We start from the raw sequence: 25,283 nt of genomic DNA, 5'->3' as shown, positions 1-25,283 counted from the left end.
AAGGACGTCGTTATGTATCAATCTTTTGAGGCGACAACAAATCCTGCTTATGCAGCAGAACGCATTTCTTGCCTTCGTAAAGAACTCGATCACCTTGGACTCGATGGTTTTCTTGTTCCGCGGTGCGATGAGCATCAAGGAGAATATGTCCCCCCTCATGCTCAACGCCTTAGCTGGTTAACCGGCTTTACTGGATCAGCTGGGATTGCACTGATTTTAAAAAACAAAGCCATCATATTTACAGATGGGCGATATAAGCTCCAAGTTCGCCAACAAACTGATCCTGATATTTTTAATTATGAAGATCTCATAACTTGTCCTCCCTCACAATGGCTTGAAAAAAATGGTCAAAAACTTTCTATTGGCTTTGATCCATGGCTCCACACGATTGCTGCCACCGATGCATTGAGAAACGCATTAGAAATGAAAGCAGGTGGAAAACTTGTAGAAGTTCAACATAATCCCATTGATTTGCTCTGGCATAATCAACCAAAGTTACCACAATCTGCCTTATCAATTCACCCTCTCAAATATGCTGGGTGCGATACAGATGAAAAACTCGCTTTGATTTACAAAGATATACAGCAAACTCATGCAAATGCTTTTATTTTTACAGACCCCTCTTCCATTGCATGGACATTCAATATACGGGGCAATGATGTTTCCAACACGCCTTTTTCCCTTTGTTTTGCTCTCATTCCACTTAACGAAACACCAGCCTTATTCATTGACAGCAAAAAACTTGGTGTAGAACAGAAACAATATCTGGAACGTTATGCAAAATTATATGAACCAGAACAGCTTATTCCCAAGATCAAAGAGTATGTTCAAAAAGGGACCGTGTTTGCCTTAGATCCACAGCTAACATGCGAAAAATTACGAACTGTTATTGAAGAAAAAAATAGCTCTTTTATCACACTTACCGATCCTGCTGCTCTACCACGTGCCATTAAAAATGACACAGAACTCAATGGCGCACGCAAAGCGCATCTACGCGATGGTGTTGCCCTAACCCGTTTTTTTTCTTGGTTAGATAAACAAATACCAGGGTCAATAAGTGAAATTTCTGCTGCTCAAAAATTAGAAGAATTTCGCATAAATACAGCAAACGAAATGGGAGAAAAACTTAAAGATCTTTCTTTTGATACAATTTCAGCAGCAGGAGAAAATGGCGCCATTATTCATTATCGTGTAACAACACAAACAAATAAACAACTCAATGCTGGTGAACTTTATCTTGTTGATTCAGGTGGCCAATATCGTGATGGAACGACAGATGTCACACGTACAGTAGCAATTGGGAATATTGGAGAAGAAGAAAAACGCTGTTTTACGCTTGTCCTCAAGGGCATGATTGCTCTTTCAACTGCTTGCTTTCCCAAAAGAACCCGTGGACAAGACATTGATATTCTAGCACGCATTGCATTGTGGAAAGCTGGTTTTGATTATGCCCATGGCACCGGTCATGGTGTTGGATCTTATCTTTCTGTCCATGAAGGACCGCAAAATATTTCTCGCAAAGGGTGCCAAGAACTCATCTCCGGTATGATTCTTTCAAACGAGCCAGGCTATTACCGCGAAGGCGCTTTTGGTATCCGTCTTGAAAATTTGATGATAGTAAAGCCAGCACAAAAAATTGATGGTGGAGATATAGAAATGCTCTCGTTTGAGACACTCACACATTGCCCCATTGATCGACGGTTAATCCTTCCAGAGCTTTTGACACAAGAAGAACGGCAATGGCTCAATGATTACCATGCGCGCGTTTATCAGATGAATGCACCTTACTTAAATGAAGAAGATAAAAAATGGGCAAAAGAAGCAACAATGCCCCTTTAAATCAAGCAACCTATAACTTTTACCCTTTCTACAAAAACAGCACCGTCTTTTTTTAGAGAAAAATATGTACTTGCGTCAGGAAATACAAAAAATATTTCTACAAGATACTTCACGTTTTTTCTGATATGTCAAACACTGACCTAGGTGAAGCAGAGTGAGATACGCCTGCACGTGATAATGCTTATTTTGGGTATTACCATCTAGACACTACCATATCCCTAGTTTCTTTATATGGAAACTCTCGTTATATTTTGTAATCCTTCGCATCGTATTTCTAAAACACCTATTATAACCAGCTTATTACGCTGTTTGGATTCAAAAATTCTGCATATTTATTCGAATAAATTTTACCTTTTTGTTTGCTTCACAATGATAATTTATATTATTTTAATTCTTGAATCATTTTCAATAGTTGTAATTCATTATAATACATATTGCTACAATAAAATAGAATCTGCTATGAAATAAAATTAAGTTAGAATTAAAAGAAGGAGCATACTGATAACATCAGCGTTAAAGTTTTTTATTTATTTGCATAGTTAACAGTAAAATATTATTTTCTAGACTATTACTTACTGTTGAAAAAAAGTTACCCACAATATAGATAGTTTCCAACTACACAGTATAAAAACAACATATATGGAGGCATGTGTTTTGACCTGAATGTGTTATTCAGCTAAAAATTAACAACAATAACAGAGGATATGAAAAACTAGATAACACAAAAACAGTCACGTAAATAAAGAAGATTCAAACTCTCTACAGAGTTTTACAAATGCTCTGAAAAATACACAATAAAACGTGTGTCTTATAGCTTGTTAGTTAACAAAATCTTAAGCACAGATCTTAGTAATCTATATCCTTTCCTTATCCAGTATTTTAGAAATAAAGTGACTATCCTAATGCGTATAATTTTATTTTGTTCCGTAATATTATTATTTGGATGCTATATTGGGCCTTCTGTATTGAAGGAAATTACTAAATTTAAGCGAATTCCTATTGCTTTATTTTCTGAAAATCAAGTCATTACTCCAAATCAGTACGATAAATTATACGAAGAGTACGTAAAGACACAATATCCTGATAATATATACGAAGAGCGCCTAGAAATTGCAAAAAAATATCTGGATAATAAGAGTTATGGTGTATATCATGTTCTAAGCCCTGGGATGGTAGTACTAATTCCTGAAAATATAAATCTTATCCATGCGAAAGTTGTTTGGTGTGCATGCCTTGTGGACTTATTACAGGGAGAGTACAATAAAAAATTTCCAGCATTATCCCTACCTACCTACATACATAAGCTACGTTCTCAATATAATTGGAAAGAAAACGATTTCATTTGGGCAAAAAATTTGGTCATGAACTCGACAGATCCAATGTTTAGATACGCACGAATGATATTTAATTCTGAAATATTCTCAATCCAAATACTAGCTCTAATAAACGAAATTTCCTATGCTGAGAAATTTGAGAGAGATGAAGGAAGTCAGGAAAAAAATTATGCTGCTAGACGCATTAGCGAATATCCGAAATTTTGTAATGAAATTGGACAAGTGTACCATCTAATAATGCCTGATAAGTATAGGTACCAGTAATCTTTTATAAATTCAACATAATAAACAACTCGCATTTATATCCCTTATTCATTTATAGCGGAATGTTTTATTATATTTTGTAATCTTCCGCGTTACATTTCTATTACGGCATTTTGGATTAAATTCTACATATTTGTTCAAAAATTTTACCTTTCTTCACAGTAATAATTTATATCTTTTACTAATAATAACCTTGCATATTCTTCATCATAATAGTTTAAGTTTAATATTTAAGTTCAACGTTAATTATTTTAATAACTTAATAAATATCAAAGTATATGGCGCTCTATTTTTGCAAAAAACAGCTCCTATTATCCCCTTTTTGATTTCATCCCCCCCAAAAATGTAAGAAAGATAATCATATCAACAGTATACGATCTTCTGGGAAACACCCTTTAAATATTATGTTTCTCAATCAGCTGTAGCCAAACCTCTTCATCGATAACCTCAACACCTAATTCTTCAGCTTTAGCCAATTTGGAGCCCGCTCCAGGTCCTGCAACAAGAAGATCTGTTTTTTTAGAAAGTGAACCAGATGTTTTAGCCCCTAATCGCTCTGCCAATGCTTTTGCTTCATCGCGTGACATATGCGACAAAGTTCCTGTAAAAACAATGATCTTCTCCGCTATTGGTGAAGAATCTGCTATGATAGGCTCTTCATCAAGAGGTGTTACTTCTTCAAGCAAAACAGATAAAATCTCACGGTTATGCGCTTCTTGATAAAAATCAACAATTGCGCTCCCTACCTGTGGTCCAATTCCTTCGATATTGGTAAGCTCCATCCAAGCCTCATTTCCTTCTTCATTTTTCTTATCACATGGCATAAGTGCTTCCATAGCCGCGGTCTCAAAAGCTGTATAATTTTTATAAGCACGTGCAAGGCGGCGTGCATTCACTTCGCCAACATGACGAATCCCTAATGCAAACAAAAAACGGCTCAAAGGAATTTCTCGGCGCGCATTAATGGCATCATACAATTTCCGCACTGAAACAGTACCAAAACCTTCCATATTTTCCAAACGTATCAAAGATTTTTCTTGGCGCCGTTGTAACGTAAAAATATCGGCTGGTGTATGAATACAAAGCGCTTCATCTTGAACATGGAAAAAGAACTCCACTTGTTTTTTACCCAAGCCCTCAATATCAAAAGCATTGCGTGAAACAAAATGACGAATACGTTCAATCGCTTGTGCCGGACAAATAAGCCCCCCTGTACAGCGACGCACGGCTTCTCCCACTTCACGAACAGCATGACTCCCACAAGCTGGGCACAAATGAGGAAAAATAAAAACAGCAGCATCTTTCGGGCGTTTTTCAATGATAACATCAATAACTTGAGGGATCACATCACCAGCACGTTGTACAATCACGCTATCGCCTACACGGATATCACGTCCTTCACGAATGGGCTCTCCTTTATGACCAATTCCCTTAATATAATCCTCATTATGCAAACTAGCATTGGTCACCACCACTCCACCAACAGTAATAGGCGTAAGACGTGCAACAGGTGTCAAAGCTCCCGTGCGACCAACTTGAATGTCAATATCTTCCAAAAGCGCTATCGCTTTTTCTGCTGGAAATTTATGGGCGATAGCCCAACGCGGCGAACGAGAAACAAACCCCAAACGCTTTTGGAGCATCAAATCATTAACCTTATAAACAATGCCATCAATATCATAGCTTAAAGAATGACGGCATTCTTCGATATCGTGATAATACGAAATAATTTCTTTTACTGTCTTAAAGACTTTTGTTAATGGATTGATAACAAAGCCATATTCTTTTAGCTTTTTCATCATCTCCATTTGACTTTCTGCCAATATTTCACTCACCTCACCACAAGCATAAGCAAAAAATTGAAGTTTTCTGCTAGCGGTTATCCGTGAATCAAGCTGACGGAGTGAACCAGCCGCCGCATTTCGAGGATTGGCAAAAGTTAACTTTCCCTTCTCTTGTTGGCTGATATTCAGTGCTTGGAAATCTTCCCGCCCCATATAAACTTCACCGCGAACCTCAATGATATCAGGAAAATCACTTTGTAAAACTTGTGGAATATCAGCAATTGTTCGGGCATTTGCCGTCACATTTTCACCGACAGTTCCATCCCCACGCGTTGCCGCACGCACAAGCCGCCCCTTTTCGTAGCGTAAAGACAAAGATAAACCATCAATTTTTGGCTCCGCTGTTATTTCCAACACTTGTGTTTCTGGAAGCCGTAAAAAACGACGAATACGCTCAACAAATTCACTAACATCTTCAGAGCTAAACGCATTATCAAGTGAAAGCATAGGCTGTGCATGAACAGATTTTTCAAACTTTTCAGAAATTGGTGCCCCAATTTTATGTGAAGGAGAATCAATACGTATAAGCTCTGGAAAAAGAGCTTCAATTTCTGCATTACGGCGGCGCAAAGCATCATATTCTGCATCAGAAATTTCAGGCTGATCATCACGATTATAAAGCACATCATGACGTGCAATTTCTTTTGCCAACCACTCTAATTCACGTTCTGCTTCAACAGCTGTGAGATTTTTATCTGCATCTTTGTTCATAAAATCTATTCCAAATTACAAGCACTGCCACAAGGATTTCCACACGCATCCTCATCAAGTGAATCTCAATAAATACAAGCTTTCCAGTATTTTTATCGCTGACTAATTACCTTTATGCTAGAAGCTTTTGAGCCGCTGCACGCGCTTCTTCAGTAATCTGTTCTCCAGCCAACATACGGGCAATTTCTTCTGCACGCTCATGCTCTTCCATTTTATGAATCGCAGTAACAAAGCGTCCTTCATCATGACTCTCAATTTTTGAAATAAGAAAATGACCATGCGCTTTCGATGCAACCTGTGGAGCATGCGTAATAGCGAAAACTTGGACATGTTCTGATAAGCGTTGCAACCGTTGCCCAATAGCCGCTGCAACAGCCCCCCCAACGCCTGTATCAATTTCATCAAAAATCAGCGTCGGTGCTGATCCTCGATCAGATAAAACAACTTTTAATGCCAGCAAAAAACGAGATAATTCACCGCCAGAAGCCACACTAAGCATGGGACCGGCCCGTGTGCCAGGATTTGTTCGTACCCAATATTCAACACGATCACATCCCTCTGCACTCCGCTTTTCCATATCACTTTGCATTTCAACAATAAATTCAGCCCTCTCTAATTTCAATGCCGGTAGCTCAGCCATCACGCTTTCAGACAAGTGCTTTGCAACCTCTTGACGTTTTATTGACAACGCTTGCGCTAACATATCATAATTTTTTTGTGCTTGTCTTGCCTCATCTTCAAAACGTGTCAATATAGTCTGAGCCTCTTCAAAATCAGCGAGTTCTGCGTCCATTTTATCGCGTAACTGAATCAATTCATCCGCAGAAACTTGATATTTACGAGCAAAACCCCGAAGAGAAAAAAGACGCTCTTCTATCCGTTCCAATTCATCAGGTTCAAAATCTAATGCTCGTATTGCCGTCTCAATACCTTCTTGTGCTGTTGCAAGTGCATGCAATGCCTCATCAATAGATTTCACCACTGGTACAATAAGTTCTTGCGCCTCAGGAATTTTCCGCTCCAAACGCCTCACCAAATTAGAAAGTACTGGGATTGGTGATTTTTGACCCGTTAAAAGATCATCCGCTTCTTTAATATCTGTCGCTATTTTTTCTAATTTAAGCATATCAGCACGACGAAGAGAAAGAGCTTCCTCTTCACCAACTTTAAAATCAAGCTTTTCAAGCTCTTCTACACACGCACGAAGATAATCAACCTCACGTACGGCACTCTCTACTTTAAGACGCTGCCGTTGCAAACGCTCCTCAAATTCACGCCATGAGTGATAACACTGACGCAAATTTTCCACTTCATCTTCAAGACCACCAAAGGCATCTAATAATTGGCGATGTGTAACAACATCAACAAGCGCACGATCATCATGTTGTCCATGGATTTCAACCAGCAAACGGCCAACACTCCGCATCAATGCAACACTAGACACCTGATCATTGATAAAAACACGGCTACGTCCATCACTTGATTGCACACGCCGTAAAATAATATCACCCTCATCATCAAGACCATTCTCACGAATAAGTTGACGTGCAGGATGTGAAACAGACACATCAAAAACAGCTGTGACCTGCCCGCGGTCAGCACCATGACGCACAAGCGAAGCATCACCCCGCCCCCCTAGAGCAAGTGATAAAGCATCAAGGAGAATAGACTTCCCCGCACCTGTTTCTCCAGTTAAAACCGTCAACCCCGCGGTAAAATGAATATCAAGCGTTTCGATCAAAACAATATTATGAATCGAAAGCTGTACCAACATAGAGAATCAACGTACCCTCTTCTTATCACCACCTAAAGCATTTGAGATCCAAGAAGATTTATGCTCACGTGGCGATATTTTATTCTTCTGCAAGAGATTATAAGAAAATTTATACCACTCACTTTTGGGATAATTACGTCCTAAAATAGCTGCTGCCGTCTGTGCTTCCGCCGTTAAGCCGAGAGCAAGATTAACCTCAGTCAAGCGGAAAAGCGCTTCTTCAATTTGATTTGTATCAGAATACTCTTCAACCACGGTACGAAACCGTCTACTTGCCGCAAGGTAACGCCGCCCCTCTTCATAATAACGGCCAATCTGCATTTCTTTACCAGCCAGCTGTTCGCGACCAAAACGGATTTTATCCTTAGCATCCTTGACATACTCAGAATTAGGATAACGCTCTATAAGAAGCTGCATAGCAGCAATAGCACGTTTCGTATCACGTTGATCACGTGTAACATCAGGAATCCGACGGAAAGAAGAAAGACCAATAATATAATACGCATAAGCCGAGTCAGTCGACCCTGGATAAAGAGTAATATAGCGTTGAGCCATACTAATTGAATCATCATACTTTCCGAGTCGATAATTAGTAAAAGCACCCATGACCAAAGATTTACGCCCCCAGTCTGTATAAGCGTACTGTTTTTCAATCTTCAAAAACTTCTTCGATGCATCCCCAAGCCGCCCACTTTCAAGGCTAGCAAGCGCCTGATTATAGAGAACATCTGGTGGCTCTATTTTCAAAACATAAGCAGATGGATCAAGGGTTTTTTTCTCTTTAAAGAGACATCCCGCTAACATACAGGTGCTTCCTAAAAGTACCACCCCCAATATCTTGCGTACAATGTTAGATTTTCTATATGTCATATTTCCAATGCACACATGAGATTTTTTCATAGTTTTTCCGGCCTCCAGAGAATATCACCTTGTAGCAAAAACAATTTATTAAAGTTTTTATACCATATCACTTTAAAATCCACATAACCAATTTAGCAGTTTAGGTCAATCATCCCCTTAAAAATCAAATAAACGATAAAAAAATCTTGTCAATTTTCTTTTACTCTTTCTCTAAAAAGCTTTTTTCGTAATATGATTCGTCTGCCAAAACAGCTTTCACCAATTGCGCATTAATTCTATGCCCACTACAATAAGAACGAAATAATCCAATAAAAGGTGCTCCCAGCAAAGCAGTATCACCAATCGCATCAAGCATCTTGTGCCGAACACATTCATTCTCCCAATAAGGACCATCGGGATTTAAAATTTTATCATTAAGGTCGATAACAAGAGAATTTTCCAAAGAAGCACCTCTCGCCTTTCCAGAAAGCCTTAATTCTTCCACGTCTTTGATAAAACCAAAAGTGCGCGCACGTGACAAATCATCCCTAAACCCTCGTGTGGTAAGATCAAAACTGAAATGTTGCTTACCAATAGCAGAAGAAGGAAAAGAGATCGTTATATCAAAACGACGTCCATCGAATGGCAAAAGCTCTGCAACACCATGAGATCCTTCAACTCGCACCGGCTTTTTTATAATGAAATAAGAACGCAACGCATTTTGCTGTACAATACCAACATCTTCAAAAGCTTGGCAATATAGCCACGCTGAACCATCCAAAATAGGAATCTCATTATGTGACACTTCAATAACAAGATTATCCAAATTATAAGCAGCAATTGCTGCCATCAAATGTTCAATTGTTTCAACCCTTACATCTCCATCTCCAAGTACTGTTGATAATTCAGTTTCTCCTGTTTGCGATGCATGAGCTTGAAATATTTTCTCTGTTCCGTCTAATCCACAACGCTTAAAAACAATACCACACCCAACATCCGCTGGACAAACCTTTACCACTGACAAACAGCCACTGTGAACGCCAATCCCCTTAAATGTTACTGCTTTTTTAAGAGTAGACTGATATTTTGGTACTAAATTCATCATAATCATTTTATTAAATTGCTTGTACATCTTTTAACAAAATTTATAAAATTATAAAGAATATTCATAGTAAATAATAAAAAAAAACCGCTTATTATAAGCGGTTTTTTTTAAAACAAAGTATTTTATCAAAAAAACAGCAATATATTTTACTGTATAATTTTTGACTGATCATTAAAGAAATAATAATTTTTCTTACTTTATCTCACTTTTCATCAATTAATTTGCCTGACGACGTAAAAATGCTGGTATTTCCAACTGATCTTCTTCACTTATAAAAGTACGTTGATCTTGTGGTACCTGAGGGTGCAGCTCACCAGAACGACGTGGAACATACACAGAAGCATCTTGAGAAAGCGCCTGAGAATTTTTATTGTAAACATGAGACTCTTTCTGCTGAGATGATCTAACAGCAGGCTCCAGCCTCGCTTCTGGCTCAGCTTCTTCACGATGTGTCAAGCTCTGTTTCAAACGCTGCCAAAGATTACGAGGACCTTGATCAGTCACAAATGTTCTTTGACTTTGTCCATGAGCAACAGGAGGAAAATCCTTTAACTCAGGCATACGCATTGGAGCGCGCGCTTGCATTTGTTGCATTTGTTTTGGTTGCACTGGCTTTTCTTTTTGCTTCACAACCCCTGTCATCTCATCAAGAACATGTGCTGTTGCCTCCATACTCACAGGAACCGTCATCGCCTGTTGAGAACCACGGCTTACTTGCATACGAGGCACATTGGATCTCTGTTCCTGAACAGCATTTGAACCATACGCAACAGCATTCGTGGCACTTCGTGTCGTCATTGCTTCTGCAGGTTGTGCAAAAATTTGACTTTTGGGACGGAACTGTTCTCCGGTTGATTTACCCTTCTCTATTTCAAGTGATTCGATCACTTCTACCATTGACTCAGAACGCAGAGGCGATGACTGAACATGAAAAGAACTGTGTGACGTTCCAGGATCGCTCTTGCGTATTGAAGAAGCAGGTCTTTGAATCTGAGGATGAGAGGACTGAACAACATCACTAACTTCACGATCAATACCGGTGGCAACCACAGAAACACGAATAACACCTTCCAATGACTCATCATCAATAGCGCCAAAGATCACATTCGCATCAGCATCCACTTCTTCACGAATACGATTAGCAGCTTCATCAACCTCAAAGAGAGTCATATCACGACCACCCGTAATAGAAATCAATAAACCACGCGCCCCACGCATAGAGGTATCATCCAACAGTGGGTTTGCAATAGCAGCTTCAGCCGCAGCCAAAGCACGCCCATCACCAGATGCCTCACCCGTTCCCATCATGGCTCGCCCCATTTCGTGCATAACAGAACGAACATCAGCAAAATCAAGGTTAATTAAACCCTCTTTAATCATCAAATCCGTAATGGAAGCAACACCAGAATAAAGCACTTGATCAGCCATAGCAAAAGCATCAGCAAACGTTGTCTTATCATTTGCAATACGGAAAAGATTTTGATTGGGTATAACAATCAATGTATCGACAGACTTTTGTAATTCTTCAATACCAGCCTCTGCCGTTTTCATACGACGTGCGCCTTCAAACTGAAACGGCTTTGTCACAACACCAACAGTCAAAATACCTTTTTCACGCGCTGCGCGAGCAACAACGGGAGCAGCTCCTGTTCCAGTTCCTCCCCCCATACCAGCAGTAATGAAAACCATATGAGAGTCTGCAAGATGATCAATAATTTCATCAATACATTCCTCTGCTGCCGCTTGTCCAACTTCCGGCAAAGCCCCAGCACCCAAACCTTCTGTCACAGCTGCCCCAAGTTGGATAACACGTTCAGCCTTTGACATAGCCAAAGCCTGTGCATCCGTATTTGCAACAACAAAGTCAACTCCCTGAAGACCAGCATTTATCATATTATTCACGGCATTCCCGCCACCACCTCCAACACCAAAAACGGTAATGCGTGGCTTCAATTCCGCGATATCTGGCCGATGCAGATTAATCGTCATTTTCTTTTCCTTCTCATAAGACACCGCAAGCCAAAGCGATGAAATTTATCCAACTAGACTTAACTAAAAACTCTCACGCAACCACTCACCAACACGCTGAAAATACCCACGCGTGCCCATCGATAAATGATTTCCTGCCGCCTGCATTGTTTTTTCTTCAAAACCCACCAATTGCGGATAAATTAACAACCCAACAGCAGATGTAAACGCCGCCCCTTTTGCAAGAGAAGGAAGCCTCGAAATACCTAAAGGCCGCCCGATACGAACATTTCTTCCTAATATAGTACGTGCCATTTCTGGCAATCCTGTTAACTGGCTTGCTCCCCCCGTCAAAATAACACGTTTACCAATGATGTGACCAAAACCAGAACGATTTAAACAATCACGGACCATTTCTAAAATTTCTTCAACACGCGCACGAATGATACGCCCAAGAACCGCGCGAGGATATTGAGTTTCACGCTGTTCACTCCCAATTTCTGCTACATTAATCATTTGCCGCTCATCAGCACTTGTTAAAAGTGCTGAACCATAAACAACTTTTAAACGTTCCGCCTCTGTTAAAGACATAGAAAATCCGCGCGCAACATCAAGAGTGACATGATGCCCCCCAACAGCAAGAGCATCCGCATGAATAAATTTTCCTTCAAAAAACACTGAAAATGTTGTTGTTCCACCACCAAAATCAATACATGCAGCCCCTAAATGCGCCTCATCATTCATCAAGACAGCAAGACCACTTGCAAAGGGAGTAGCAACCATTGCTTCAACACTCAAATGTGCACGATTAATACAAGTTTCTAAATTACGCAAAGAGGCTGTTTCTGCTGTTACCACATGCACGTCAACACCAAATGTTTCCCCTGCCATGCCAATAGGATCAAAAATTCCTTTATCTCCATCCAATACATAAGAAACTGGAACTGAGTGCATAACATGACGTTCAGCATCAAAGGCTTTACGCGAAACATCTGAAAAGGCCATACGCATATCACGCTTGGTGACTTCACGACCATTCAAATGGACCTTTCCATTAATCAAAGCACTTTGTAATCGACTTGAGGAAAAATTCACAATCACTGAATCCACCACCAAACCCGCCATTTTTTCTGCCGCATCAACAGCCAATCTTATTGATTGTTCTGCTGCAAACATATCCATGACAACACCGGATTTAATACCACGTGAACGCTGCACTCCAAAGCCTAGAATTTCCGTAGAATGTGTACGACCATGTAAATAGTGTGCATGCTTCAAAGGACGCAAACAAGCAATAAGACAAACAATCTTACTTGAACCGACATCAAGTACCGTTAAAAAACGTGTTTTACGCCCCTTCAAATGATGTGATCTGAGTAGCATCATAGGCTTCCTGCCTTTCGCGCTTTTAAAATACGTTCTTCTTCTGCTACAGTAGCATGATAACGCTCCAACGTTTCATCTGATAAAGAAACAGTAATTCGATCAGCAAGACGTAAATCAACACTGAGAATATCGCGAGATAAAAGATCTTGCATTGTACCGGACGAAAAAAGAGAAGAAAGCCTTTCAAGAGCACCATTTTCAGGCAACATAACGCGCATTCCATTATTCAAAACAAGATCCCAACGTCGATCACCTACCCGCACAAAAGCACGAATACGATCATATACTTCCGGATAGACTGACAGCGCTTGAATAAACACTTTAGCAGCATTTTGTGCCCCCTGCCCAACCACAAGAGGTAAATCCCGAACAATTTCCCCTTTAAAAGGCACAATGACACGACCTGTATGATCAACAATATCCATTATGCCATCATGTTGCCAAATGGCATAGGGTTCACGCTCCACGATGGAAATGCGCATTTTATTAGGATAAATTTTCTGAACATTAGCCGATTGCACCCAAGCCTGTTTTTCCAAAAGAGAACGCGCTCTTTCAACATCAAAAGTGAATATAGAAGGCGCAACATCAAGTTTTAAAATTTTAAAAATATCCTGCTTTGCCAAGCGCTTATTACCGCTTATATCAACATGAGTGACCACAAAACTACTATCCAATATGATCGTGTTTACGATCACAGTCATCTGACCACTTGATGAAAGTCCATAAAAAGCCGTAACAAAGAAAAACCATACAACAGCAAAAGAGCCAAAATGGCGTGGAATGTGAATATTAACAAAAACAAACTCAAACATAAACCGAAGAAAACGACGATAAAGACGTGGCAAAGCCGGCACTGAAAGCACCTCCATCGGAACATTTGTTTTACTAACATTCAACGCATACATGATGCGTCCTCCACCATCCATTGAACAATATCGCCGTAAGTACGGCCGCTCGCTTTTGCAATATCAGGAAGAAGAGACGTCGATGTCATACCGGGTTGCGTATTAATTTCAAGCCAAACCAACTCTCCCGTTTTTTCATCAAAACGAAAATCAGAACGGCTAACACCTCGACACCCTATCGCCTGATGGGCTGCTAAAGACATTCTTTGCACACTTTGGTAAATATTTAGTGAAAGTTGTGCAGGACAAATGTGAAGAGAACCACCCGTTTTATATTTTGAGTCATAATCGTAGAATGGAAAGTGTTTATCGGGAAGAATTTCACACACATCCAGCACTTCATTCCCCAAAACAGCACAAGTCAATTCACGACCAGGAATATATTTTTCAATCATCACCTCATCGGCATATCCCCACTCAGCTCCCCCAATATTATGCGGCGGTACAGCTTCATTTCCTTGGACAATGACAACACCAAAACTTGATCCTTCACACACAGGTTTAATTACATAAGGAGGCTCCATGGGATGCGTTCGGCCCAAAGCAAAGCGGCTCATGATACGAGAAGGAGCAACACAAACCCCAACATTTGCAACGATAATTTTTGCACGTCCCTTATCCATTGCCAAAGCAGATGCCATCACGCCAGAATGAGTATAAGGAATTTTTAAATATTCAAGAATCCCCTGAATCCGGCCATCTTCACCAAATGGACCATGCAATGCATTGAAGGCAATATCGGGCTGCAACTGTTCAAGAACAGAAGCAATACGAGCATCAACATCCACGCGGCTCACGCGATACCCCTGTACCTCTAGAACATCAGCACAAGCCGCCCCTGAAGATAAACTTACAGACCGCTCAGAAGAAAAACCTCCCATTAACACAGCTATATGTTTATCTTTCATAATAAATCACCCTCTTTCGCATACTATATGTAGTCTATATAGAATACATCAGCACCATATACAGGAAAAACAAAGTTTATCCTTGCGAATCAATAACCTAGCATTTTGCATAATGAATCAGACTCAAAAGCCTGATGCAAGAGATTCTTTGTTAATTTATTGATTCTTAATAGAAATTTTTTATTATCTCTTTGAAATGACTCAATTTTTTATTTTCACTTTTTTAGTGAACAATAAATCAATGAAATGGATCAAAAGGAGAAACACTTCGACCACGCTCAAATTGACCAATACGCTCTATTTCCCATTGTAAAAGGTGGGCTGAATTTGCAAAAACACGTGCACGCACTGTTTCTCCCAATGCTTCAAGATCATATCCTGTTGCGTGCCCTGTATTAATCATAAAATTACAGTGCATTTCACTCATTTGAGCGCCACCAATCCGTAAACCACGACACCCTGCTTCATCAATCACGCGCCACGCAGATCCATTCCCAGGATTTTTGAAAGTTGACCCCCCTGTTTTTTCACGAATAGGTTGCACTGTTTCTCTGTGGAGGGCAACTTCATCCATAGCAGCACGAATATCATCTTTATTGCCGAGTTTTCCTTCCAATAAAGCAGCCGTAAAAATAAAATCTTTAGGAACATCACAATGGCGATAGGAATAATGCATATCTTTCACACTCAAGATATGACGTTGCCCTTTACGATCCAGCGCATAGACCTCGACAACACGCGCTGCGGTTTCAACACCATTCGCACCAGCGTTCATTTTGAGAGCTCCTCCAAGACCTCCAGGAATACCATGATAAAAATGAAAACCTGCAATCTCAGCTTCTAAAGCGGCAGCAGCTAAATGTTTATCCGCCGCACCAGCACCAACTAAAAAGCCTTTTGGAGAAACCTGCTTCACTTGCCCAAAACTTTTTGGCGAAAGACGAATCACAACACCAGGAACCCCCCCATCACGCACCAGAAGATTAGAACCGATACCGACAATTGTTACAGGAACAAATTCAGGCAAATTTTGAAGAAAGAGAGCCAAATCTTCTTCATCAACAGGCTGATAAAAAAGCTCTGCCAATCCGCCCGTGCGAAACCACGTTACCTTACGCATCTCAACATTAGGTGTAAGTTTTCCTCTCACGCCACCCAACAATGGTTGCAATTGCGCCAATAGCGCCTCACCATCAATGTGCTGAAAATTTATCATGACCATCCAATACCGCTAACTGATGAGGCAACGCACAAGCCCATTGTGTGATATTGCCAGCACCAAGAAAAACAACATAATCCTCTGCCTGAGCAAATTTTGAGACAAGAGACACAACATCTTCCAAACCATGTATCAAGCGCACATCACGATGACCCGCCATTTTAATATGCTCTACCAATTCTTGAGAACCAAATCCTACAATAGGCTCTTCACCAGCCGCATAAACGGGCGTAATCAACACTGTATCTGCATCATTAAAACAAGCAGCAAAATCATCAAATAAATGATACAACCGTGAATACCGATGGGGTTGTGCAATCGCAATAACACGCCCTTTTGCACTCTCACGTGCAGCACGCAAAACAGCCTTTATTTCGACAGGATGATGTCCATAATCATCAAATATTTCAATGCCACGCCAACTTCCTGTTCGCGTAAAACGCCGTTTTACTCCGCCAAATTCTGCTAAGCCCCTTTTTATAGCTTCATTTGAAATGCCAAGTTCATGCGCAATAGCAATCGCCGCCGTTGCATTGGCAACATTATGCTGCCCTGCCATAGGCAAAAGCATATTTTTCAACTCAATCTTTCTTCCTGTTTTGCGTGAGCGAACAAGAACATCAAAATGCGTTTTTTGACCATCCATCGAAAGATTAAGAAAACGAACATCTGCTTGTGGATTTGCACCATAAGTGATCACCCAACGATCATCAATACGGCCCGCCAATGACTGAACCTCTGGATGATCAAGGCACAAAACAGCAAAACCATAAAAGGGAACATTTTCTACGAATTGCCGAAAAGCCTCACGCACAGCATCAAAACTTCCATAATGATCCAAATGCTCAGCGTCAATATTAGTAATAACAGCAATATCAGCAGGCAGCTTTAAAAATGTACCATCACTTTCATCAGCTTCAACAATCATCCAATCGCCATCTCCTGTACGAGAATTCGTACCATAAGCATTAATAATACCGCCATTAATCACCACTGGATCAAAATGACCAGCATCAAGAAGGGCTGCAACCATTGATGTGGTTGTTGTTTTACCATGTGTACCACCCACCGCAATTGCACGCCGAAACCGCATCAGCTCCGCCAGCATTTCTGCACGTCTAACAAGCGGTAAATGTCTTTCCTTTGCAGCAATATACTCAGGATTTGTTTTTTTAACGGCAGTAGAAAAAACAACAACCTCTGCATTCCCTAAGTTTTCAGCACAATGACCTATATGAACGTTAATTCCCTTTTTCCGCAAACGTTCAACATTTGCACTTTCAACTTGATCTGACCCTTGAACTTTATAGCCAAGATTATAAAAAACCTCCGCAATTCCACTCATACCGATCCCCCCGATTCCGATAAAATGGATAACGCCTATATCAAGTGGCATTTTCATTTAAAAGCTCCTCTTTTATATCTGACAACAATCGCCCTGCAATTAAGGATTCAGCCATATCAGCAAGGCAACGGGTTGCATGAGGTTGCCCAACTTTTTTTGCAGCAAGCGCTTGTTTTTCTAATAAATGGGGTGCACAACAAGCGTGCATTAAAAGAGAAAAAAGCTTTTGTGCATTCAAATCTTTTTCTGATACAATTTGCGCACCACCTACACGAGCAAGCAGAGCTGCATTGGCAGCCTGATCATGATCTAAAGCATGGGGATAGGGAACAAGCAAAGCAGGTCTACCAATCACCGCTATCTCACAAACGGACGAAGCCCCAGCGCGCGACAAAATAAAATGAGCATGTGCCATACGTTCAGCCATATCATCAAAAAAAGGAGCAACCTCTGCTTGTACGCCCATATCACGATAGATTTTGATCAACCCTCCTGCTTCACCGCGGACTTGCTGTACAATTCGTAAACGTTTACGGTTCTTATCATCGAATAAAGCAATCGCTTCTGGAACAATATGTGAAAAAGCAGAAGCCCCTTGGCTACCTCCAAAAATCAAAAAATTAAATGGCTTTTCCCCCTCTGAAGAATGATAAGGAATTTTGGCCGCCTTCAACACAGCCTCACGGACAGGATTCCCCGTCAAAAGTATTTTATGAGCATAAGCGCCATTTGGCGACAACAAACCACCAGCGATTGCACGCACAAAAATTGCCAACACCCGATTGGCACGCCCCATAACAGCATTTTGTTCATGAATAAATGTCACACGCCTCGTTAAAGCTGCAATAAAAAGAGGAGGAAAGCTCGGATACCCCCCAAATCCTCCAACAAGAACAGGACGTAATTTATAAAACAACGCCAACGATTGCCCCATTCCCCTTAGCAAAGACCAAAACGTCTTTATCAGAGCAAAAGGGTGACGTCGTATAAACGTTGCCGATGAAACGATATGAATATGCTCTTCATCAAAGCACCGAACAAAAGGTCGTGCTCTTTCATCTGTTATTAAATGAACATCATATCCACGCTTCCTTAATTCAACAGAAAGGGCTTCAGCAGGAAAAAGATGTCCACCTGTACCACCAGCCACCAAAACAATAACTTTTTTATCATTCATAAGGGGTATCCAATACAGAAGAGGAAGAAAAAGCTGAAAGGCGTGCTTCTGGCCAACGACGTGTTAAACTAAGCAAAATGCCCATTGAAAACGCAATCGCCACCATCGAAGAACCACCATAAGAAATAAAAGGCAATGTCATGCCTTTTGGAGGAATTAAGTGAAGATTAACGGCCATATTAATAGCTGATTGAAAGCCAATCATCATTGCTATGCCAGTAATACCAAGACGTATAAAGGAATCACGTGTATTCATGGCTATATACAATGAACGCATAACGATAAAGCCAAACAGCATCATAATTAATAAACAAAGAATAATACCATATTCTTCAGCAGCAACGGAAAATACAAAATCTGTATGGCTATCAGGAATGATACGTTTTACTGTTCCCTCCCCAGGACCTTGCCCAAACCAACCACCATTCAAAATAGCCTCACGTCCTACATCCACTTGAAAAGTATCTCCTTCACCTGTCAAAAAACCATTGATCCGCTCGCGCACATGATGCAGAAAAAAATAAGCTAAAATAATTCCTACAACGCCTAAAATGAGAAAGAGAAAAATAATAGTAAGAGGTACACCAGCAATAAAAAACAGCCCCCCCCATGTTGCACTTATTAAAACTGTTTGTCCAATATCAGGCTGCAAAACCAGAAGCACACAACAAATGCCATAAAGTACAATCGCTAACGTATAACCTAGAATTCCCCTCTTGCGTATCTGTTCCGAAAAAAGCCAAGCGGACATAACCACAAAAGCTGGCTTCATAAACTCTGAAGCCTGTACAGAAAAACCAAATAGCTGAATCCATCGCCGTGCTCCCTTTAACTCTGGACCCAAAAATAAGGTTGCAACCATAAGAGCAAGCGTTACAATGAGCAAAAGAGCACATAAACGACGAATATTAGAAAGCGAAAAAAAAGAAATGGTAACCATCGTAAAAAATGCTAAAATGCTGAAAATAATATGCCACCGAACAAAATAAAAACTATCAGCAATTCCGATTTTTTTTGTAATAATGGGGCTGGCAGCAAAAGACAGCATAATGCCAATTCCCATTAAAATTAAACAAGCTGCAAAGATAGAGCGATCAATCGTCCACCACCAATTAGCAATTGGATCTCTATCTGCACGCGTCACCATGATATACACACCTTATCCATTTTATAAATTGTCTCAAAGTGATATGAGTTCCCAGCCTGTTTAACAAACACTTTAAAAACTAAATTACACAAAAAAAGATTCTGGAGTCTTAACGCAAAAATATTTTTTATAATTGATGCTTTTTTTATTGTAACTGCATCACAAAAGAGACAAATGCTTCGCCTCGCATTTCATAATTTTTAAATTGGTCATAACTTGCACAAGCAGGTGACAAAAGAACCGTCACCTCTTTTGCCTTACAGCCTATTGCGTCAACAGCTGCTTCACGCACCGCATTTTTCAAAGTTAAGCTCATAGAAAAGGGAAAAGAAGATCCAATAGTGCGAGCAAATTCTTCCGCCGCGCTCCCAATCAAATAGGCTTTACGAATTTTAGGAAAAAATTCTCTAAGAGACTCTATTCCTCCCTTTTTTGCCTGTCCCCCAACAATCCAAAAAATATCATTAAAGGTGGAAAGCGCAGGAGCTGTTGCATCTGCATTAGTCGCCTTGCTGTCATTGATAAACAAAACCGCCCCCATTTTACGCACCTGCTGCATACGATGATCCAACCCTTTATAACCTGCTAAATGCTTGTTCATAGAAGGATCGGTTATTTTTAAAGCCTGCAACGTTGCTAATGCCATAAGGGCATTTTGCGCATTATGACTCCCACGTAACACCGCCATAGGAGCAAGATCTGCAAGCATATGACGCTGTCCTTGACGAACAGAAAAGAGCTTGGTCCCATCTGCATAAAAACCATTTTCAACAAAATGATCCTTGGAAATTGCCTCAATTTGCTTCCCCTCATGAAGTAACTGTTGATATAAAACTCGGCAAGCTGCATCATCAACTGAAATAAAAGCCTGAGAAGCCTGAGCAATCAGATGCCTTTTGGTTTGCACATAACAGGCAAAACTTCCATGTCGATCAATATGATCAGGTGTGAGATTTAATAAAAGTCCAATAGTCGGCTGAAGAGAGGGAGTAAGATCAATTTGAAATGATGAACATTCAATCACATAGATACGTTTTTTAACAAAGGGCTTAAGCGTCAATATTGCCTTTCCAATATTGCCCCCCATCTGCACATCATAGCCCATTTTTTCCAACAAATGCGCAAGTAAAGATGTTGTGGTTGACTTCCCATTCGTCCCCGTAATCGCAATGAAAGGAACGTCTTTGTCACAAAAACCATAATGCTGTAAAAATTGATGGCGCGCCCGAACAAATAATTCAATATCACCGATAATTTCTATATTTTTTTTTCGTGCTTTTTCAACAACCCAATGGGGTTGAGGATAACTTAAAGGAACTCCAGGAGCTACAATCAATGCAACAAATTCTGACCAATCTTCATAACGGAGATCTCGTGTTGGAATATTGTGCCGAAAAGCCATTTGCACGCTTGAAGGACTATCATCCCACGCCACCACTTCTGCACCACCACACATCAATGCTTGTGCCGTTGCTAGTCCAGACTGTCCCAATCCAAACAGAGCAACTTTTTGACCTTTATAACACGTAACAGAAATCACATTCTCACCGCAATTTAAGTGTTGAAAGACCTATGAGAGCGAGAACAATCGAAATAATCCAAAAGCGTATCACGACTTGGCTTTCAGTCCAGCCTTTTTTCTCAAAATGGTGATGTATTGGTGCCATAAGAAACACGCGTTTTCTTGTTAATTTGAAATAACCAACCTGAATAACGACCGAAAAAGCTTCCACAACAAAAAGCCCACCAATAAGAACCAAAACAATTTCGTGTTTCGTAGCAACCGCAACAGTCCCTAAGAGTCCTCCAAGAGCCAATGAACCAGTATCTCCCATAAAAATAGCTGCAGGTGGTGCATTAAACCATAAAAAACCAAGCCCTGCCCCAACAACAGCTCCCAATAAAACAGCCAATTCACCTGTACCCGATACATAATGGATTTGGAGATAATCAGCAAAATTCATATTACCAGAAAGATAAGCAATCAGAGCAAAAGATAAAGCTGCAACCATCACAGGAACAATAGCAAGCCCATCGAGTCCATCCGTTAAATTAACCGCATTACCCGTCGCGACAATGACAAACGCAGAAAAAGGAATAAAAAACCAGCCCAAATTGATAAGATAATCTTTTAAAAAAGGCAAAGCGAATCCAGATGAGCCAATTTTCAGAATAACAAAAGCCGCAATTGCGGCAACACAAAACTCTAAGCTTAACCGTGCTTTCCCAGAAAATCCTTTGTCTGTTTGTTTTGTGACCTTAAGATAATCGTCATAAAATCCAATTGCCCCAAAAGAAAGCATAACTAATAGCGATACCCAAAAGTAAATATTCGATAAATTACACCACAAAAATGCCGATACCACAATGCCGGTTAAAATCATCAATCCACCCATTGTAGGTGTTCCAGCCTTTTTAAAATGTGTTTGAGGACCATCAGCACGAATCGGTTGTCCCTTACCCTGCCGCAATTTAAGAGAAGCAATGATGCTAGGTCCAAACAAAAAGACGATAAGTCCCGAAGTAAGCATAGCCGCTATCGTGCGAAAAGTAATATAACGAAATACATTCACACCTGGAAGCCAATCACTAAACGAAGAAAAAAACAGCATCATTGTACAAAAAACCTCTTAAAACTATGAAGAAACCGCTTTATAGCGATCAAGCAATGCAGTCACAATATTTGATGAACAAAGGCTATTGGATGATTTAACCATAAGCAGATCCCCAGAAGAAATTTCTGCTAAAAGAAGCGGTAAAATTTTCTCAATATTTTCAGCATAATGAACCTTAACACCAGTAGACAAATCACTGACTAAAGATTTCATCGCCTCACCAAATAGAAAAACCGGATTAGCACCGGAAAGACGTATTGGTTTTATTAAATCACGATGAAGCTTTTCACTATACTCCCCTAATTCTAGCATATCCCCTAAAATAGCAATTCGCCGCCCCTCTTTCCCTACAGGTCCTGTAGCAAGAAGCTCAAGTGCAGCACGCATAGAAGCAGGATTTGCATTATAGCTTTCATCAATGAGATAAAATTCACCCCCATTTGATAAAGACAATTGATAACGAACACCTCGCCCCTTTTGAGAAGAAAAATGGCGAAAAGAAAGAAAAACAGGCTCTAACTCAACCCCCATAGCATCACAAGCAGCAATAACCCCTAAACTATTTTGCACAATATGGCGTCCTGGAGCACCAATTTGAACCTCCCTATCCCGCCCCCCAATACGCACAATCATAGAAGTACTATCAGTTAGAAGACGTATACCTCGCGCTTGATAATCAGCATCTTTAGTCTCACCAAAGCTTAAGATCTTCTTTACACCGCATTTCTTTGCTTTTTGAACGAGATAAGAAAAAAAATCACTATCCGCATTTAAAATGGCAATTCCTTTTTCATCTAATCCTTCAAAAATTTCAGCTTTTGCCTTTGCTATTTCTTCAAGATCTTTGAAAAAACCCATATGTCCTGCACAAATATGCGTAATGAGAGCAACATGCGGACAAACCAGTTTGACCAGAGGGCGAATTTCATCTCTATGATTCATACCAATTTCAAAGATACCATAATCACTCTCCATAGGCATCCGCGCTAAAGTGAGTGGAACCCCCCAGCAATTGTTTAAAGAAGCGAGATTCGCATGAACATTCCCAGCAGTTGCAAGAGCTTGTTTCAAAGCTTCTTTTGTCGTTGTTTTTCCCACTGATCCTGTTACCGCGATAATCTTAGCTCTTGAACGTTTGCGTGCAGCTTGTGCAAGTTGTTCTAAGGCTTGCAAAACATCAGGAACGACAATGAGTGGAGCCGATATCTTTTTCATATCCCTCAAACGGTGTTCCGCAACGATAAGAACGCCTGCACCTCGTTCATAAGCTTGCGCAGCAAAATCATGACCATCAAGATGATGCCCCTTAATGCAGAAAAAAACATCCCCTTCCGCAAGAGTACGGCTATCAATGGAAACCCCAGAAAAAGTTTCTGGCATGCTTCCCATTACAACACCATTAATTGCAGCAACAAGTGCTTGCTTATCCCATAAAGCTGTCATTTCTTTCGGTCCTCTAAAGCTTCTATCGCTTTCAGACGATCTGAAAAAGGATAAGTTGTCTGCCCTATAATTTGGCCATCCTCATGACCTTTTCCAGCAATGATTAATGTGTCACCAACTTTCAAAAGCTCCACCGCGTAAGAAATAGCCTCACCACGATCTGCTATCTCTATTGCTGTTGGCACCGCCTGTAAAATATCCTTGCGTATTTTTTCTGGCATTTCTGTGCGAGGATTATCATCCGTTACAATAACAATGTCCGCTTTATCCGCCGCAATTTTTCCCATCAAAGGTCTTTTTCCTTGATCACGATCTCCTCCACAACCAAAAACAACGATCAAGCGCCCTTGCGTAAAGGGACGAACAGAAAGCAAAACCTGCTCCAAAGCTTCTGGTTTATGGGCATAATCAATATAAACAAGTGCATTATTTTCTGTCTTTCCCACAAACTCTAATCGCCCAGGTGCCCCCTGCAAAGTTTCAAGCGCAGAAAAAACCTTACGAGGTGAAGCACCCGTTGCAATTGCTAACCCCGCTGCCATAAGCGCATTAGCTACCTGAAAATCTCCAGCTAAAGGCAAAACAAATGTATAAATATTGTTTTCCACACGACACTCAATACACTGTTTTGAGCGTTGATGTTCGACACGATTAATCGTGATAAATTGCCCCTTACGACCAATTGTCAAAACACGGCGACGCGCTTGTGTGACAACATCAATAACCTTTTGTGAATAGACATCATCAGCAAAAATCAAAGCAGGAGCAGATACAGGCAAAAGTGTATCAAACAACCTCATTTTAGCCCGCAAATAATCCTCTACCCCCGTGTGATAATCCATGTGATCTCGCCCTAAATTGGTGAAGGCACCAGCCGTTAAACGGACTCCATCAAGTCGCCCTTGATCAAGCCCATGCGAAGAAGCTTCAAGAGCTGCATGTGTCACACCTTCATGAGAAATTTCATAAAGAAGACGGTGCAAGACGACCGGATCAGGTGTTGTGAGAGAACCATAAACATTCCGTTTAGGAGAAACAACACCAACCGTTCCTATACTCGCAGCACAAAATCCAACATAAGTCCAAATTTGCCGAAGAAAAGAGACAACAGATGTTTTACCACTTGTACCAGTCACAGCAACGACCGTTTCAGGCTGAGAACCGTAAAAACGTGCAGCTGCCAACGCTAAACTATGACGAACATTAGAAACACGTAAAATGGGAACAGATAAATCCTCAAGAACAGCATGACAATCTGTAACGATTGCTCGTGCACCACGCTTTATCGCATCATCTATATAGTGTCTTCCATCACTTTTTTTTCCTTGAACAGCAACAAAAACATAGCCTGGCAAAACTTGTCGAGAATCCGCACTTATTCCTGTTATTTCTATTGAAGAAAGACTTTCATCTTCAACGCATTCTGTAAAAACTGTTCCCAACAACATGATAACGC

At 40.5% G+C, this 25,283-nt stretch carries 18 protein-coding genes; 2 read left to right on the top strand and 16 right to left on the bottom strand.

Annotated elements, in window-relative coordinates; translation table 11 throughout:
- Window positions 1-12 precede the first annotated feature (12 nt).
- Together ACFIK7_RS04100 and ACFIK7_RS04095 are read left to right on the top strand one after the other, a co-directional pair.
- On the top strand, window positions 13-1,839 hold the full coding sequence (locus ACFIK7_RS04100; protein WP_375662975.1) for an aminopeptidase P family protein: 1,827 nt from the start codon (window positions 13-15) through the stop codon (window positions 1,837-1,839).
- A 902-nt stretch (window positions 1,840-2,741) separates the two neighbouring features.
- On the top strand, window positions 2,742-3,437 hold the full coding sequence (locus tag ACFIK7_RS04095) for a hypothetical protein (protein ID WP_375654486.1): 696 nt from the start codon (window positions 2,742-2,744) through the stop codon (window positions 3,435-3,437).
- A gap of 395 nt (window positions 3,438-3,832) precedes the next feature.
- On the opposite strand, the gene ligA is transcribed toward ACFIK7_RS04095, so the two are convergent.
- The 16 genes from ligA to ACFIK7_RS04015 all read right to left on the bottom strand — a co-directional run bounded on the left by ligA (window position 3,833) and on the right by ACFIK7_RS04015 (window position 25,275).
- Window positions 3,833-5,992 carry an NAD-dependent DNA ligase LigA gene (ligA, locus tag ACFIK7_RS04090; protein WP_375637655.1) on the bottom strand — a complete coding sequence of 720 codons (2,160 nt, stop codon included), beginning with the start codon at window positions 5,990-5,992 and terminating at the stop codon, window positions 3,833-3,835.
- Window positions 5,993-6,104: 112 nt separating this feature from the next.
- Window positions 6,105-7,766 (bottom strand): DNA repair protein RecN, encoded by a 1,662-nt coding sequence (recN, locus tag ACFIK7_RS04085; RefSeq protein WP_375662974.1) that lies wholly within the window; start codon window positions 7,764-7,766, stop codon window positions 6,105-6,107.
- 6 nt (window positions 7,767-7,772) lie between these two features.
- Window positions 7,773-8,666 carry an outer membrane protein assembly factor BamD gene (locus ACFIK7_RS04080; protein WP_273790773.1) on the bottom strand — a complete coding sequence of 298 codons (894 nt, stop codon included), beginning with the start codon at window positions 8,664-8,666 and terminating at the stop codon, window positions 7,773-7,775.
- A gap of 160 nt (window positions 8,667-8,826) precedes the next feature.
- Window positions 8,827-9,711, bottom strand: coding sequence for a UDP-3-O-acyl-N-acetylglucosamine deacetylase (lpxC, locus tag ACFIK7_RS04075; RefSeq protein ID WP_273790825.1), 885 nt, complete (start codon window positions 9,709-9,711; stop codon window positions 8,827-8,829).
- Between the two features lie 216 nt (window positions 9,712-9,927).
- A complete protein-coding gene (gene ftsZ / locus ACFIK7_RS04070; RefSeq protein ID WP_375662973.1) occupies window positions 9,928-11,700 on the bottom strand; it encodes a cell division protein FtsZ in 1,773 nt (590 codons plus the stop codon).
- Between the two features lie 63 nt (window positions 11,701-11,763).
- On the bottom strand, window positions 11,764-13,065 hold the full coding sequence (gene ftsA, locus ACFIK7_RS04065; protein WP_273790775.1) for a cell division protein FtsA: 1,302 nt from the start codon (window positions 13,063-13,065) through the stop codon (window positions 11,764-11,766).
- A complete protein-coding gene (locus ACFIK7_RS04060; protein WP_375631205.1) occupies window positions 13,062-13,973 on the bottom strand; it encodes a cell division protein FtsQ/DivIB in 912 nt (303 codons plus the stop codon). The genes ftsA and ACFIK7_RS04060 overlap by 4 nt, the downstream gene beginning before the upstream one ends.
- Window positions 13,961-14,881 (bottom strand): D-alanine--D-alanine ligase, encoded by a 921-nt coding sequence (locus ACFIK7_RS04055; RefSeq protein WP_375631176.1) that lies wholly within the window; start codon window positions 14,879-14,881, stop codon window positions 13,961-13,963. Before ACFIK7_RS04055 ends, ACFIK7_RS04060 begins: the two co-directional genes overlap by 13 nt.
- 238 nt (window positions 14,882-15,119) lie before the next feature.
- On the bottom strand, window positions 15,120-16,097 hold the full coding sequence (gene murB, locus ACFIK7_RS04050) for a UDP-N-acetylmuramate dehydrogenase (protein WP_375662972.1): 978 nt from the start codon (window positions 16,095-16,097) through the stop codon (window positions 15,120-15,122).
- On the bottom strand, window positions 16,075-17,502 hold the full coding sequence (gene murC / locus ACFIK7_RS04045) for a UDP-N-acetylmuramate--L-alanine ligase (RefSeq protein ID WP_273790779.1): 1,428 nt from the start codon (window positions 17,500-17,502) through the stop codon (window positions 16,075-16,077). The genes murB and murC overlap by 23 nt, the downstream gene beginning before the upstream one ends.
- Window positions 17,486-18,622 (bottom strand): undecaprenyldiphospho-muramoylpentapeptide beta-N-acetylglucosaminyltransferase, encoded by a 1,137-nt coding sequence (gene murG, locus ACFIK7_RS04040; RefSeq protein ID WP_375662971.1) that lies wholly within the window; start codon window positions 18,620-18,622, stop codon window positions 17,486-17,488. Before murG ends, murC begins: the two co-directional genes overlap by 17 nt.
- Entirely contained in the window at window positions 18,615-19,769 is a 1,155-nt protein-coding gene (locus tag ACFIK7_RS04035) for an FtsW/RodA/SpoVE family cell cycle protein (RefSeq protein ID WP_375662970.1), read from the bottom strand. Before ACFIK7_RS04035 ends, murG begins: the two co-directional genes overlap by 8 nt.
- Window positions 19,770-19,914: 145 nt before the next feature.
- Window positions 19,915-21,309: a UDP-N-acetylmuramoyl-L-alanine--D-glutamate ligase gene (murD, locus tag ACFIK7_RS04030; RefSeq protein ID WP_375631179.1), complete on the bottom strand. Its 1,395-nt coding sequence runs from the start codon at window positions 21,307-21,309 to the stop codon at window positions 19,915-19,917.
- Window positions 21,310-21,313: 4 nt separating this feature from the next.
- On the bottom strand, window positions 21,314-22,384 hold the full coding sequence (gene mraY / locus ACFIK7_RS04025; RefSeq protein WP_273790783.1) for a phospho-N-acetylmuramoyl-pentapeptide-transferase: 1,071 nt from the start codon (window positions 22,382-22,384) through the stop codon (window positions 21,314-21,316).
- 21 nt (window positions 22,385-22,405) lie between these two features.
- Complete coding sequence (gene murF, locus ACFIK7_RS04020) at window positions 22,406-23,827, bottom strand: UDP-N-acetylmuramoyl-tripeptide--D-alanyl-D-alanine ligase (RefSeq protein WP_375631180.1); 1,422 nt, start codon at window positions 23,825-23,827, stop codon at window positions 22,406-22,408.
- Window positions 23,824-25,275 (bottom strand): UDP-N-acetylmuramoyl-L-alanyl-D-glutamate--2,6-diaminopimelate ligase, encoded by a 1,452-nt coding sequence (locus ACFIK7_RS04015; RefSeq protein ID WP_375631181.1) that lies wholly within the window; start codon window positions 25,273-25,275, stop codon window positions 23,824-23,826. Before ACFIK7_RS04015 ends, murF begins: the two co-directional genes overlap by 4 nt.
- Window positions 25,276-25,283: the final 8 nt, after the last annotated feature.

The sequence above is a fragment of the Bartonella sp. CL266QHHD genome, from assembly GCF_042195355.1.
Taxonomy (GTDB): domain Bacteria; phylum Pseudomonadota; class Alphaproteobacteria; order Rhizobiales; family Rhizobiaceae; genus Bartonella.
Note: the sequence above shows the minus strand (reverse complement) of the source record. Positions and strands in the feature narration are given on the sequence as shown.